Source organism: Paenibacillus oenotherae (genome assembly GCF_019443105.1).
GTDB lineage: Bacteria > Bacillota > Bacilli > Paenibacillales > Paenibacillaceae > Paenibacillus_Z > Paenibacillus_Z oenotherae.
Genome location: NZ_JAHZIJ010000016.1, coordinates 75,607 through 89,284 on the forward strand (window position 1 = coordinate 75,607; position 13,678 = coordinate 89,284).

Annotated in this window: 13 protein-coding genes and 5 tRNA genes; 12 read left to right on the forward strand and 6 right to left on the reverse strand. The window is 53.5% G+C overall.

Annotated features, from left to right (window positions below; translation table 11 throughout):
• Nucleotides 1-713 precede the first annotated feature (713 nt).
• Together K0T92_RS18820 and K0T92_RS18825 are read right to left on the reverse strand one after the other, a co-directional pair.
• Nucleotides 714-1,982, reverse strand: coding sequence for an ABC transporter permease (locus tag K0T92_RS18820; protein ID WP_219874026.1), 1,269 nt, complete (start codon nt 1,980-1,982; stop codon nt 714-716).
• The gene (locus K0T92_RS18825; RefSeq protein ID WP_219874027.1) at nt 1,979-2,692 is read right to left on the reverse strand and encodes an ABC transporter ATP-binding protein; all 714 of its coding nucleotides are present in this window, start codon (nt 2,690-2,692) and stop codon (nt 1,979-1,981) included. Before K0T92_RS18825 ends, K0T92_RS18820 begins: the two co-directional genes overlap by 4 nt.
• A gap of 173 nt (nt 2,693-2,865) precedes the next feature.
• On the opposite strand from K0T92_RS18825, the gene K0T92_RS18830 reads away from it, so the two are divergent.
• Nucleotides 2,866-5,034: an O-antigen ligase family protein gene (locus tag K0T92_RS18830; protein WP_219874028.1), complete on the forward strand. Its 2,169-nt coding sequence runs from the start codon at nt 2,866-2,868 to the stop codon at nt 5,032-5,034.
• Between the two features lie 93 nt (nt 5,035-5,127).
• On the forward strand, nt 5,128-5,490 hold the full coding sequence (locus tag K0T92_RS18835) for a hypothetical protein (protein WP_246628265.1): 363 nt from the start codon (nt 5,128-5,130) through the stop codon (nt 5,488-5,490).
• A gap of 648 nt (nt 5,491-6,138) precedes the next feature.
• Here the strand turns inward: K0T92_RS18835 and K0T92_RS18840 are convergent.
• Complete coding sequence (locus K0T92_RS18840; protein ID WP_219874029.1) at nt 6,139-6,450, reverse strand: dehydrogenase; 312 nt, start codon at nt 6,448-6,450, stop codon at nt 6,139-6,141.
• A 57-nt stretch (nt 6,451-6,507) separates the two neighbouring features.
• Nucleotides 6,508-6,954 carry a cupredoxin domain-containing protein gene (locus K0T92_RS18845; RefSeq protein WP_219874030.1) on the reverse strand — a complete coding sequence of 149 codons (447 nt, stop codon included), beginning with the start codon at nt 6,952-6,954 and terminating at the stop codon, nt 6,508-6,510.
• Between the two features lie 214 nt (nt 6,955-7,168).
• Between K0T92_RS18845 and uptA the strand changes: the two genes are divergently transcribed.
• From uptA to K0T92_RS18865, 4 genes are all read left to right on the forward strand, one after another.
• On the forward strand, nt 7,169-7,777 hold the full coding sequence (gene uptA, locus K0T92_RS18850; RefSeq protein WP_219874060.1) for an undecaprenyl phosphate transporter UptA: 609 nt from the start codon (nt 7,169-7,171) through the stop codon (nt 7,775-7,777).
• 72 nt (nt 7,778-7,849) lie between these two features.
• Entirely contained in the window at nt 7,850-8,416 is a 567-nt protein-coding gene (locus K0T92_RS18855) for a thioredoxin family protein (RefSeq protein ID WP_219874031.1), read from the forward strand.
• Nucleotides 8,417-8,421: 5 nt separating this feature from the next.
• Complete coding sequence (locus K0T92_RS18860) at nt 8,422-9,051, forward strand: MBL fold metallo-hydrolase (protein WP_219874032.1); 630 nt, start codon at nt 8,422-8,424, stop codon at nt 9,049-9,051.
• 47 nt (nt 9,052-9,098) lie between these two features.
• A complete protein-coding gene (locus K0T92_RS18865; RefSeq protein WP_219874033.1) occupies nt 9,099-11,363 on the forward strand; it encodes a Tex family protein in 2,265 nt (754 codons plus the stop codon).
• 102 nt (nt 11,364-11,465) lie between these two features.
• Here K0T92_RS18865 and cmpA read toward each other — a convergent pair whose 3' ends face one another.
• Together cmpA and K0T92_RS18875 are read right to left on the reverse strand one after the other, a co-directional pair.
• Entirely contained in the window at nt 11,466-11,600 is a 135-nt protein-coding gene (cmpA, locus tag K0T92_RS18870) for a cortex morphogenetic protein CmpA (RefSeq protein WP_219874061.1), read from the reverse strand.
• 154 nt (nt 11,601-11,754) lie between these two features.
• Nucleotides 11,755-12,108, reverse strand: coding sequence for a hydrolase/acyltransferase (locus K0T92_RS18875; protein WP_219874034.1), 354 nt, complete (start codon nt 12,106-12,108; stop codon nt 11,755-11,757).
• A gap of 154 nt (nt 12,109-12,262) precedes the next feature.
• Between K0T92_RS18875 and K0T92_RS18880 the strand changes: the two genes are divergently transcribed.
• From K0T92_RS18880 to K0T92_RS18905, 6 genes are all read left to right on the forward strand, one after another.
• On the forward strand, nt 12,263-12,742 hold the full coding sequence (locus tag K0T92_RS18880; RefSeq protein ID WP_219874062.1) for a SprT family protein: 480 nt from the start codon (nt 12,263-12,265) through the stop codon (nt 12,740-12,742).
• A 28-nt stretch (nt 12,743-12,770) separates the two neighbouring features.
• Nucleotides 12,771-12,846, forward strand: a tRNA-Asn gene (locus K0T92_RS18885).
• Between the two features lie 5 nt (nt 12,847-12,851).
• Nucleotides 12,852-12,942: transfer RNA gene (locus tag K0T92_RS18890), tRNA-Ser, on the forward strand.
• Between the two features lie 160 nt (nt 12,943-13,102).
• A tRNA-Glu gene (locus tag K0T92_RS18895) sits at nt 13,103-13,177 on the forward strand.
• A 6-nt stretch (nt 13,178-13,183) separates the two neighbouring features.
• Nucleotides 13,184-13,259, forward strand: a tRNA-Lys gene (locus K0T92_RS18900).
• Between the two features lie 51 nt (nt 13,260-13,310).
• Nucleotides 13,311-13,392: transfer RNA gene (locus K0T92_RS18905), tRNA-Leu, on the forward strand.
• Nucleotides 13,393-13,678: the final 286 nt, after the last annotated feature.

The window sequence follows — 13,678 nt, forward strand, 5'->3', positions numbered from 1 at the left end:
ATGCGAGATGTGAGATGCACGGTGCAAGGTGCGAGCTAGGTGAAACATGCAAGATGCGAGCTAGGTGAAACTTGCGAGTTACGAGATGCGAGATGCGAGCTAGGTGTAACATGCAAGATGCGTGCTAGCGAAACAAGCGAGATGTAAGGCGTAAGATGCAAGATGCAATGTGCAAGCTAGGCGAAAAACATGCAAGATGCAGGTGCACGATGTAAGATGCGAGGTGCAAGGGTGCAATGTGCAAGCTAGGCGAAAAACATGCGAAACGGCATGTATTTTTTCGTTTCTGGCCTGATAAAGGTGAAATGCCTGCCAGAGGGCAGGTATTTCACCTTCATTTCCCCTTAATGGCCGATTTTTGCTCAAATTCATGCATGATCGCAGGAATTTTACAATTAGGGCCTCTTGTAACCGAAATTCATGCACATTCGCAGGCTTCTTACTCTTACTCTTACTCTTACTCTTACTCTTACTCTTACTCCGCCACTCTGCCTTCGAACCAAACTTGGAGTGGGAGAGGCAACGCCGGGGATTCTCCCCCAGCCGATGCAAGTTATGGCGGCGGCGAAAACCAAGGATGGGCTGTTAAGCCCCCTGTATATAATGAAAAAGATGCCTCGAATCCCGCTTTCTAGCGGTTTTGGAGGCATCTTTTGACTTCATTGGGACTGGCTCATTGAATATTGGCTTTTTCGGACAGCCCCTGGTCGTGGTTAAATATCGCGGCGCAATGCACGGAGCACATCTATGCGTGTTGCTCTGGCTGCTGGCCGCATGCCGGACAGGACGGCTACTCCCAGGCTTATGCCTGCACTGACTAGTGTCAGTGTAATCGGAATGGAGGAGAACATGAAGTCATCCGGCGGATTGCCATCCAGTACAGACGACAGAATTGGCGGTACGGCAGCGTTGATCAGCGCGCTTAAGGCATAGGATACGATTGTGCCAATGAGCACGCCAAGCAATCCAATGCCGAAGCTCTCAAGCAGGAATATGCTGCGGATCGTGCGCGGATTGGCGCCGATGGCCTTCATGATGCCGATATCTTGAGCGCGCTCGGTAACGGCCATCGTCATTGTATTATAGATGCCGATGGAGGCGATCAGAACCGCGATCGTACCGACGAACAGGAGACCGATCTTCATGACAAGGAAGACAAGGTCCATCTCTTTGATACTGTCGGCAACGGAGTAGACCGAGTAATTATTGCTCCGCAGCTCGCTAGACACATCAGTAACATTTTCCGCATGATCAACAATCAGTTTAACACTAGGCGGAGGCAGAGAGTCGCCGGGGAACAGTATTTCGTTATAGCGGTCTGACAGATAGATGGTCGAATTCTCTGTCCACTCCCGATCAGGCTTCTCCAATATGCCGACAATTGTAAGGCTGAATTCACCGAGTGATACTTCTGCATTCGTTTCCGGATCGAATCCCTTTGCCTTGAAAGTAATGGTTGCGCCCAGTACATTTCCGTTGTAAATCTCGTTCTCAAGGATTTCATTGTTAGCATCACGTTTGGCCAGATTTTTGGCGAAATGATAGCCGACAACCGTTTCTTGATCATTGGCGGGAGCACGGCCCTCTGACAACTCAAGTCCAGCCTTCATTTCCTGCTCGAAATTGGAGACGACAGCGCGGGTTCCGTTCATGCTGACATAATCCCCTATGCTGGTCTCGCCTTGCGCTATTCGCTGAACACTCATTGCTTTCACATGCTCTACGTTCTTTAAGGCATCAAGATCACTCTGCTGCAAGTTCTCATACGATTCGCCCTTCTTCAAAGCGTGTACCTGAATTTCGGTAATAGAGCGATCCTGCAGCAGATCGTTGATAAGGCTCTGCTGCAGTCCGAATGCTACGGAAGCGATCATGATGAGAAAGGAGCAGCCCATTGCGGTAGCAAGGACGGTCATGAAGATCCGCGACTTGTTTTTGTTCATATTTTGCTTTACGAATTTAAGCTTGTCATTGAATTTCATTGCTTGGGCACCTCCAGCCTGTGCGGGTCGGACGGATGGATAAGCTGGCCGTCTTCAATACGCAATGTTCGATTGCCGATGGAGGCAACCTTGTCGTCATGGGTAATAATGAGCAATGTAATGCTGCGCTCACGGTTGAGTGATTGGAGCAGCTCCAGAAACTGCGCTTCGTTCTCGCTGTCCAGGCTGCCTGTCGGTTCGTCGGCAAGCAGAATAGGCGGGTTCAGAATAAGCGACCGTGCAATGCCGACCCGCTGCTGCTGTCCGCCGGAGAGCTCGCTTGGATAATGGTCGGCATACGAGGCGATGCCTAGCTGATCAAGCAGCTGGAGCGTTTGACGGCGGCGTTCATTAGGTGCAACGCCCTGCAGAACAAGCGGCAGCTCGGTATTCTCGTAAGCGGTCATGCTCGGAATCAGCTGAAAGTTTTGAAACACGACCCCCATATGGATTCTGCGGAAATCTGCCCATTGCGTCTCGCTGTAGGCGGTCACATCCTGATCGGCGATATGCACTTTGCCGCTGGTAGGTCGGAGAAAGCCGCCCACAATATGAAGCAGCGTTGACTTGCCTGACCCGCTCCGTCCGATAAGGGTGACAATCTCGCCTTTGTTAACCGTGAGGTTGATGTCTTGCAATACGGGGACATGCCGCTCATTTCCCTTGCGGCCAAGTTTGAATGCATGTTGAATTTGCTGCAATTGAATCATGTGACTGGCAACCTCCTCAAGTTCTTGCTTATTAGCTGTAATGAAGCTCGTTAACTGTGCATCTAACGAGTGGGGGCAGAAAAAAGTTTTGACGGGATCAGAAGCTGGATATGCTGGCCCTGCGATGCATGTAGATGCGAGGTGCTGTATGATACAATCTTGGAATAGAAGCGGTGTTCGTTGAGAGAAGCGCTGCTGCATTGAAATGGGGTTATGGAATGCCTGCTGCCATTGTCGGCATCGCTGCTTTGCTGTTAGCGGTTCTGCTGGCTTATTCGACTTATCAATATGGAATGTTCTTCGATGTAAATTTCTACAGATGGGAATGGATCATCATTGCCGCTGCTCTGTCGAGCGCTGCCTGGTGGGGGCTTGTCCATAGAGGCAGGACGAGCCGTTCACCCGGATCAGGCGGCAGCTATGACCTGTCAGGAATGAGCCCGCTGTTCTCTTCTGGCGGAGGAGGGCTGAGGGCTGTACCGCTTGCGGCATATGGCCCGCTGCTGATTGCTGTCATGTACGGCTTGTCGCTGGCTAATGATCCGGCATCCATTCTGGGCACGCTGGAGCAGGCGCTTCGCTGGTCGGCATATGGCGCATTCCTGATTGCTGCTTATATGTGGTTTGGTGAAGAGCGCAGCCGGGTGTGGCTGTCTGCGGCTATACAGGCTGCCGGAGTTTTCATCGTATGGGGAGCATTAGCCTGCTGGATGGGCTGGATGGCATTCCCGGAGATGATCCTGACAACGGGGGATGCCAGACTGTCTGCTGTTGGCGCGAGGCTTGCGGGATTCATGCAGTACCCGAATGCCTTCGCAGCAGTTGCAGCCGCTTATCTGATCTGGAGCTGGGGGCTGCTTATTCGTGCCCGGACCCGGATTTGCTACTTGTTGGCTGCTATTCAAGGGGTGCCGCTGGCGCTTGTGCTGCTGCTGACAGAATCAAGAGCGGCGTGGCTTGCAGCCGGGCTTGGCTGGCTTGGAGGGCTGGCTGCTGCACGGCGCACGGAGCGTGTACACTGGCTGCTGTACAGCGGCTGGACGCTAGTTGCTGCAGGCGCAGCTTACCGTTTCGTCTATGGTGCAGGATTGCGCAACGGAGGCCATGCTGCTGCAGGTGCGGCTCCGGAAGCTGTTGTCGCCGAAGGGGCGCTGCTGCTTGCGTGCGTATTGGCTGGAGCAGGAGGGTATTATCTCATCCGGTCGCTGGCTCCCCGCAGCAGCGGCAGATGGAGAGTGTGGGCGGCATGGGGCGGCTGGATTGCCGGCATCGGGGCGATGGCGCTGCTGCTGCCGGCGGTCATCCAGGGCAGATTGGGCGGATATTTTGACACATTGGGCGCGCGCTCAATGTTCTACAAGGACGCGATTATTCTTATTCGTGAAGCGCCGCTGCTTGGGCGCGGCGGCGATACGTGGCGAATGCTTTTCACGCAAATCCAGACCTATCCCTATATCGGCAGCGAGGTGCATAGCGGTTATCTGGATATCGCGCTGGATCTTGGCCTTGTTGGTCTTGTTCTGTTTGGTCTGGTCATCGGAGGCCTGCTGCGGAACGTATTCTTGTTCGACCGGATGGGCCTGGTGCCGATTGGGGTGCTGCTGCTGCATGCAGCAGTTGACTTTGATATGGCGTATGGCTGTTATTGGCTGCTGCTCTTTGGCTGGATCGCGCTCTACAGCAAGCCGGCGGAAGCAGGGGGCGGGACAGCTGCGGGCAGATGGCGGAGGCGCGCCGCGGTCAGAGGCGCGGCTGCGGCTTCTGCGGCCGTTATTGCGGTAACGGCCGCCCTCTGCAGCTGGCGGTTCGACGCAGCGGTGGCGCACCGCGAGGCCGCGGTATACGCCTCCGGCGCCGGGCAGGCCGCCGCGCTGCGCGCTGCGCTCGGTGCGAATCCGTATTGGACACGGATTCGCATCGAGCTGGCAGAGCTCGCGCCGCCGCAGGAGCAGGCGGCGCTGCTGGCGGCCGGACTGCGATATGAGCCGCAGTCCGTGCCGCTTCTGCGGGCGCTCGGGCGCGTATACGCCGAGCGCGGGGATGTGCCGCAGGCGACGGCGCATCTGCGCCTCGCACTGCGGTATGACCGGTACGACCGCGACAATCAGACGGATGCGGTCGTGCACATGGCGCGGCTCGCGCAGCATATGCGCGCGATCGGCAAGGCGAGCGAGGCGCGTCAAGCTGCGCAGACAGCGCTGAGCTTCTTCGAGGCGTTCGAGGCGCAGGGGATCGACGCCGAGGCGGCGGGACGCGACTTCGAGGTGACGCCGGAGTCGCTGGAAGCGGCGAATGCAGCCGGGCTGCTCCTTCGGCAGCTGGGTGCCGGTCCCGGGTATTGAATGGCTGCCATAAATAGGTGATGGACATGCAGGTTTGTCCAATCCTCTCCGTGATCATCAGCATATGCTGAAATAAACAGGAGAGGAGTGATAATGATGGCATACACACGCATCAAGCCTAAGCTGTATTCGACCAGCAGCTCGGGAAAAGTCATTCGCACCACCAAGCCACAAGGGCTGTACCAGCAGTCTGGGCCGATTCTTAATCGGCTGACGGTTCTCTGGGTTCAACGGAACGGTGTACCGTTCAATACGACAGGATTTTTTGCCCTGTTGATACGCAACGGTCTAGTCGTTTCGTCAGCCAGCTTTGACCGCTTCGGTGTCGTTCGCTTCAACAACATCGGCACGCCGACGAATGTTTCGTACACCATTCGCACATTTTCTTCCAGCGGCGTACTATTCCGCAGCAGAACGATACCAGCCGGCGTAGAGGCCTTTGCAATTATTGGTTGATGTCCAAGCCTGCGGCAGCAGCAAAGGGAAACGCGCTTTGACAACACAGGGAGCTGTCCCGAAAGTCCTTTCGGGAAATCTCAGCTCCCGCTTTATGAAGCTGTACGGTGTGGAATGCCTGCGATCATGGGACTGCCCACGTACTTCTCGCCAGAGGCCGATACGTCATTCAAACGCCGAGACAAGCGAGATGCGAGCAGGCGAAACATGCGAAACGGCAGTAATTTTCTCGTTTCTAACTCCATGAAGGTGAAATGCCTGCCAGTGTGCAGGTATTTCACCTTCGTTTCCTCTTATCGGCCGATTTTGTCTCACATTCATGCACGATCGCAGCAATTTCATCATTAAGGCGTCTTGTAACCAAAATTCATGCACATTCGCAGGCTTCCTACTCCGTCACTGCCTTCAAACCACATTGGGGGAAGGTGAAAGGCTGTGAAAAAGATGCTTCCAGTCCCACTTTTTCGTGGTTTTGGCGGCATCTTTTCATATCAATTGAAACTGGCTCCTTGGATATTGGACTTTTCGGACAGCCTCATCACCGTTCGGCCCGCTTGCAGTATTCTTTCTAATCAGTCTTCAGCCAGCTGCAAAAGAAAGGAGCTGCCCATGCTGCGGCAAGCCCCTTCCAAATGCCTCGCTCCGCCGCTAACCGCCAAAAGCTTCACGGAACGCCGTGCTCAGCCTGTTCTGGTCAACCTCCCAAAGCGCTGCAATTTCTTCGCTGACGTTCTCGTCCCACCAGTCGGCAAGCTTCTTGCGGTTGCTGGCGTTCTCCGTCACCCACTGGATATTCAGGATGACCTTCCGTACATACAGCTGCTCGGCCTCTTTGACTTTCTCCTTCGGAATCCAGACGCCGAGTCGTTTGATTGCGCGATACAGCTCATTCTCGCAGGCGCGTCTGATTTTGCGGGCGTTAGGGTAGGCAGCATGATGTTTCTGGGAAGAAGATTTCATCGTAAACGACTCCTCTCTACCCCTATATATGCGTCCCGATGCCCCGCCGTCACAGCCTTATTGAATGACGATATAGCCTACCATCGGCCCGCTGTTCTCCATCTTGTCATGGGTGAGGCAGACGATTGGAAAAGTCCCTTTGCGCTCCGCTGTGAAGCGGACCACGGTCGTCTTTCCTTTGACCACCTCGCCCTTAATATTCAATCCCTCGATGACAAAAGGATGCGATTGTCCGTTCACCCCGGCTATCCGCAGCTCGACAGAATCCCCTACATTCGCGATGACCGTGCCGGGATCCCAGCGGTATACTTCAAGTTTCTTGCCATCGCTGGTCGTTGTCCTGAATTCGCCAGTAACGAGCTGGATGACCCGCTGCTCCTGTGATGAGCCCATTGCGGCCTTGGATTGATTCCACTTCAGGCATGCTGCGGCAATAAGCACGACGAGAATGACGACAGCGAATAAGCGGATCTGTTTTTTCGTTACGACAAAAATTTTGGACATGAAACATTCCCCCTCTTCATTACGTATGAATTACAGCTAGTCTATGCGGGAGCTTGTCAGGGCATGACATCTATGGAGGCATCTATAGAAATATGCTAGAATACCGTAGAGAGACGAGCAGTACAATTATGTATAGGAAGCTGACAACGCTACTCCGTACTCCGTGCCAGCATGCTGCGAAGGCGGACAAAGGTTGCAGTGAAAGGAGAGAATGATGGATTGGTTGCGTGATGTATTGCATGAACTTCTGTTATGGGTAGAAAGCTTGGGTTACTATGGTATATTAATAGGTCTGTTAATTGAGGTTATTCCGAGTGAAATTGTGCTCTCCTTCGGCGGGTATTTGGTACATAAGGGAGAGATTACTTTCACAGGCGCGGTCGTATTCGGCACCTTGGGCGCGGTCGGCCAGCAGTGGATTCTGTATGCCATCGGCCGCTTTGCAGGCAGACCGTTCTTCGATAAGTACGGCAAATTTATCAAGCTGAAGCCAAAGCATCTGGATCTCTCCGAGCAATGGTTCCGCAAGTATGGAGCAGGTATTGTATTTACTGCCAGATTCGTCCCCGTGATGCGGCAAGCGATTTCGATCCCGGCAGGCATCGCGAAGATGAATTTCTGGCTGTTTACGCTGCTGACGGCAATCGCCTCTGTGCCTTGGTCTTTATTATTCGTTTATTTAGGCTGGAAGCTGGGCGACCAGTGGGAAAGCATTGATGAGAAGGCGGCTCCTTACGTGCAGCCAGCTATTCTGATCGCAATCGCCCTGCTTATTATTTATGTTCTGATCAAATATTTGCGGAGCCGCGGCAGATCGGTCTAATTTGTCGGAGTGCGCATTCGTTTGGTACAATAGCAAGGATAGGATTTATCCAAAATCAAGGAGGCCGTACATATGAGCAGCAGTATCGCGACAAAGCTTAATAAGGGAATTAGCCCGCAGCAATTTATAGATTCCATTGAGAAAAACAAGGAAGCATTCCTGAACTTTTACAATGCGTTCCAATGGGCAAGCGAGGACGACCGTGAATTTTTCGAATCGATGAACAATCGTGATGATTTGCGCTGCCTCATTCTGGCCGCGGAATGGTGCGGCGATGTCGTGCGCAACGTACCGGTAGTGCTGAAGGCGCTGGAAGTGACAGGAATTCCGACGGAAATTCTAGTGATGGAAGAGCATCTTGAGACGATGGACCAGTTTCTGACGATGGGCGGACGGGCGATTCCGATCGTTATTATCGCGGATACGGGCGGACATGTGCTTGGACAATGGGGACCTCGCCCTGCGCATGTGCAGGAAGCGATGATTGCCTTCAAGCAGGCGAATCCGGACCGCGAAGCAGCTGATTATCAAGAGAAGCTGGGAGAGGCAAGACAAGAGATGGGACGCCGCTACGGCGAAGGCACGGAATACCAGCAAGTTATTCTGCAAGAGCTGCGCAAGCTGCTGTCCTCCTTCTAACTCGTATGCTGAAGATAGAGACATTTACGCTAGGTCCCTTGCAGACGAATGCTTATTTGATTACAGAGGAAACAGGCCGCCGCGGCATCATTATTGATCCCGGAGTGAACCCCAAGCGGCTGATTGAGCGAATCCGCGATCTTACGATCGAAGCGATCGTGCTGACGCATGCTCACTTCGACCATATGGGCGGCGTGGATGAGGTGCGCAAAGCGGCCGGCTGTCCGGTCTACGTTCATGATCTGGAGGCGGATTGGCTGACTGATGCGGGCAAGAACGGCTCGCTGCGCTGGTCCGAAGTAACCGCTCCGCTATCGACCGCTCCGGCTGAATATGCGCTGGATGAAGGACAGAAGCTGGAGCTGATCGGGCATACGTTCAACGTGATGCACACGCCCGGTCATTCCCCGGGAAGTGTAAGCTTGCACTGCGACGGGCATCTGATCAGCGGAGACGTGCTGTTCCGCATGTCCGTGGGCCGCTCGGACCTGCCGGGCGGGCGCGAGCGGGATCTGTACGATTCCATACGCAACAAGCTGTACAAGCTGGATCCAGGCTGCCGTGTCTATCCTGGACACGGGCCTCAGACGACAATCGGATTTGAAATGGCGAACAACCCTTACGTACCGGCCTAGGCCGGGGGTAAGGGTTGTTACCTCGTTAAAGAGATGGAGGAATAGATATGGCTGAGACGACACAGCAGGCAAGGGAAGAGGAGCTGGAAGCCGGAGCGGGCGGCAAGGCTGAGCTGACTCCCGAGGAGCAGAAGGCGGAGCAGGAGCGCATCATTAAGCGAATCAGCGCCGAGCTCAGTATTCCGCTGACGAAAGTGAAATCGGCGGTTGGCCTGCTTGATGAGGGGAATACGATTCCGTTCATCGCCCGTTACCGCAAAGAGATGACAGGCGAGCTGGACGAGAACGATCTGCGCGGCATTGAGGACAAGCTTCAATATATGCGGGGATTGGAGACGCGCAAGCGCGAGGTTATCCGGCTCATCGATGAGCAGGGCAAGCTGACGGCTGAGTTGAAAGGAGCTATTGAAGCTTCCGTCAAGCTGCAGGAAGTTGAGGACCTGTACCGGCCTTACCGCCAGAAGCGGAAGACACGCGCCAGCGTTGCGAAGGAACGGGGACTTGAGCCGCTTGCAGACTGGCTGCTGTCCCAGCCGCGGCAAGGTGAGCCGCTGCGCGAGGCAGCGCGGTACATTGATGCCGACAAGGGCGTAGCGACAGCTGAAGAGGCGATTCAGGGAGCGATGGATATTATCGCCGAAGGAATTGCGGATGATGCCAAAATCCGCACATGGGTGCGCAGACATACTTTCGAGCAGGGGATTATCCGGACGGAAGCGAAGGATGCCGCGCAGGAGAGTGTCTATGAGATGTATTATGCTTATCAGGAGCCTGTCAAGCGCCTGCCGCCGCACCGGACACTTGCGATCAACCGTGCGGAGCGCGAGGAGGTGCTTCGCGTATCGCTGGATGTGCCGAATGAGCGGATTCACGATTATATCGACCGTCAAATTATTCGCGGCGGAACAACCTCGCCGATTCGCGAACTGCTTGTCGGCACGATAGAGGATGCCTACAAACGGTTAATCGCTCCGTCAATTGAGCGTGAGGTGCGTGGCGAGCTGACGGAGAAGGCTGAAGAGCACGCGATTAGCATCTTCTCGGCGAATCTGCGCAACCTGCTGCTTCAGCCGCCTGTGAGAGGCCATGTCGTGCTTGGCGTCGATCCGGCGTTCCGTACAGGCTGCAAGCTGGCGGTTGTCGATGAGACCGGCAAGCTGCTGGAGGTCGCGGTCTGCTACCCGACGGCCCCGCATAACAAGGTAGACGCGGCAGAGAAGATGATTAGCGGACTGATCGACAAGCATGGAGCCGAGCTTATAGTTATCGGGAACGGGACGGCCTCCCGTGAGACGGAGCAGTTTATTGCCGCACTGATCAACAAGAGAAAATCTGCGGGCGCTGACAGGGGACGCGAGCTCAAGTACATTATCGTCAATGAAGCGGGTGCGAGCGTTTATTCCGCCTCGAAGCTTGCACAGAGCGAGTTTCCGTCACTGGACGTGGCGGAGCGCAGCGCTGTATCCATCGCACGCCGGCTGCAAGACCCGCTTGCCGAGCTCGTGAAGATCGAGCCCAAAGCAATTGGTGTCGGCCAGTATCAGCATGATGTCAGCCAGAAGCGTCTGGAGGAGAGTCTTGGAGGGGTTGTAGAGTCGGCGGTGAACCATGTCGGCGTAGATGTGAATACCGCTTCGCCGTCACTGCTCTCCTATGTAGCTGGCATCAATGCCACGATCTCCAAAAACATCGTAAAATATCGCGAGGAGAACGGCAAATTCAGCGACCGCAAAGCGCTGCAGAGCGTCCCGAGGCTGGGAGCCAAAACCTACGAGCAGTGCATCGGCTTTATTCGCGTGCCGGAGAGTCCCAACCCGCTTGATCGCACGCCGATCCATCCGGAGTCATACGCGGTCGTGGACAAGCTGTGCAAGGAGCTGGGGTTGAAGCTTGATGATCTAGGCACAGAGGCGTTTAAAGCGGCTCTGGCGGCTGTGGGAACCGAGGAGGTCGCTGCAAGGCTCGGCGTTGGTGTGCCGACGTTAAGGGACATTTTGGACAGCCTGCTCCGTCCTGGACGCGATCCGCGCGAGGAGCTGCCGCCGCCGATATTCCACACGGAGGTGCTGGATATCGAGGATCTGAAGGCTGGCATGGAGCTGCATGGGACAGTACGCAATGTCATTGATTTCGGCGCGTTCGTCGATATCGGAATCAAGAATGACGGGCTTGTCCATATTTCACAGATGAGCACGAAGTTTATCAAGCATCCCATGGATGTGGTGTCCGTCGGCGACACTGTAACCGTCTGGGTACTAAGCGTGGATACGAAGAAAGGCCGTGTCAGCTTGACGATGCGAAAGCCGGATTAAATAAAGAGGGTGTTATCTGGGAGCAGCACGGCTGCTGCCAACAGATAACACCCTTTTATCGTACACGACATGCTCATTATGCTTATGCGTTGCAAGCATCCGTTATAAGCTCGCAGAATCTTCGTCGGGACGCTTCCTGGTGCGATAGAAATACCAGCAATCGTTAAGCAGACGAATCTGCCGGCGGTCCTTCTTCAAGAAAGCGCGCATCAGTTGATTGCACAGCCATTGCGGCACAGTCATCGCCCTCCTTCCGGCTGTCACTTGTTGTAGCAGTAACTAGCTTATGGAGATAGGCGAATGTCCGTGCAGGTCCACTCCAGCTTTTGCCTGAGCAGCGTCAGCCGTCTTGGCTGCAATGCCGTCCAGAGACTGAAGGATAGAGCATGGCTTATGCGTCCATTTCCTCTTCGTACCACTGCTCCAGCTGCGCTTGCAAGGCGCGGATCTCGGTCAGCAGCGAGATGAGGGGATAGGCTTTCTCTTGAATGGAGGAGAATTGCTTCTCCAGTTCATTCATATAATCGAGGCCGGATTGGATGGGGAGCGCCTTGTCATGAAGCTCCAGATCCGCACATTCCGCTACAGCGTATGGAAGTGAGGGGACGTTGCTCGCCGTCAGCTTGTCGATTTCTTTATGCAGACGCAGATTGAGCGCGCTGAGCTGGTAGGCATGTGATTCCGGCATCTCCACGAACGAAAGGCCTTGCTCATCCTTCATTACAATATAACGCATCAGTGCCATTATTCATTACACTCTCCCTTGGAATCGAGCAGGTAAATACTACTTGACAGTGTAGCGTATTCATCCTTTAAAATTCAAGTAGGCAGTCCAATTCTGCGGGAGCATTTATTGGAGAGCATGAATGGGACTGGCAAAAACATTTAGGAGAATGATGATGCAGGATGAGATGCTGCAAGCATGGATAGAGCGGATATCGCTTCATTATTTCGGGCTGCCGTTCCGTCACAAGGCGAGCTTCAACAGCCGGCTGACCGCGACGGGCGGGCGGTATTTTACCAAATCGCATAATATCGAGATATCACCGCATCAGCTCGCGAACTATGGACCGGAAGAGACGGAGAAAATCATCAAGCATGAGCTGTGCCATTATCATTTGCATATCATGAACCGGGGATACCGGCACCGCGATGCCGACTTCAAGCAGTTATTGGCAAAGGTCGGAGGCACACGCTTCTGCAAATCGCTTCCCGGACGCGAGAAGCGCCAATCACAGCCTTATAAATACAAGCTGGTATGCCGAAGCTGTAATTCAGAATATTTGCGCAAAAGAAGGATTGATCCTGAACGATTCGCCTGTGGAAAGTGCCGCGGAAATTTATTGATTTATAAGCTTGACTTCAAAGTTGAATCATGATATATTCTTTCTTGTCACTAAATTATATTCCCTGATAGCTCAGTTGGTAGAGCACTCGACTGTTAATCGAGTTGTCACAGGTTCGAGTCCTGTTCGGGGAGCCATTTCTGGAGAGATACCCAAGTGGCTCAAGGGGACCCTCTGCTAAGGGGTTAGACTGCGCAAGTGGTGCGAGGGTTCGAATCCCTCTCTCTCCGCCACATAAAGTTTGAACAAGTGGGCCGATAAGCTTGGTCCTTTTTGTTTGCCTGAATGAGGCCTGTCTCAAAAAGCTTTGAAAAAAAAGCTTGCACTTGTTAGCGTAATTGGTTATAATCATACCTGTCGTCTTAAAGCATGATGGCTAATTACATTCATTTCGGCCCGTTGGTCAAGGGGTTAAGACACCTCCCTTTCACGGAGGTAACAGGGGTTCGAATCCCCTACGGGTCACCATCATTTGAGCCATTAGCTCAGTTGGTAGAGCACCTGACTTTTAATCAGGGTGTCGTAGGTTCGAGTCCTACATGGCTCACCATTTGCTTTACCTCAAGAGCAAATGTATACTTTAGAAGCAACAATTGAATATGCGGTCGTGGTGGAACGGCAGACACACCATCTTGAGGGGGTGGCGTCCTATGGACGTGAGGGTTCAAATCCCTCCGACCGCATCCTAGAAAAGAACTTGGAATTCCTTGTTATAAGGGATTTCAGGTTTTTTTTGTTTTTAAACGCATAAGTGTGGAGTTACAGGCAAGAGTTTTAAAGAAATGATAAAAATTTACATTCGAATTCATATTGTAATAAATATTATGCTATTGTAGGTTTAGCGCGATGAGAAATAGGGTATCGAACAAGTGGCGAACTATGCGCAGCACAGATAAAGATGTCTTTACTATAAGTGGGGATTGAATGGAGAGTGTGGGAGGGAAATCAAGTGTCAGCATTTATTTTTGT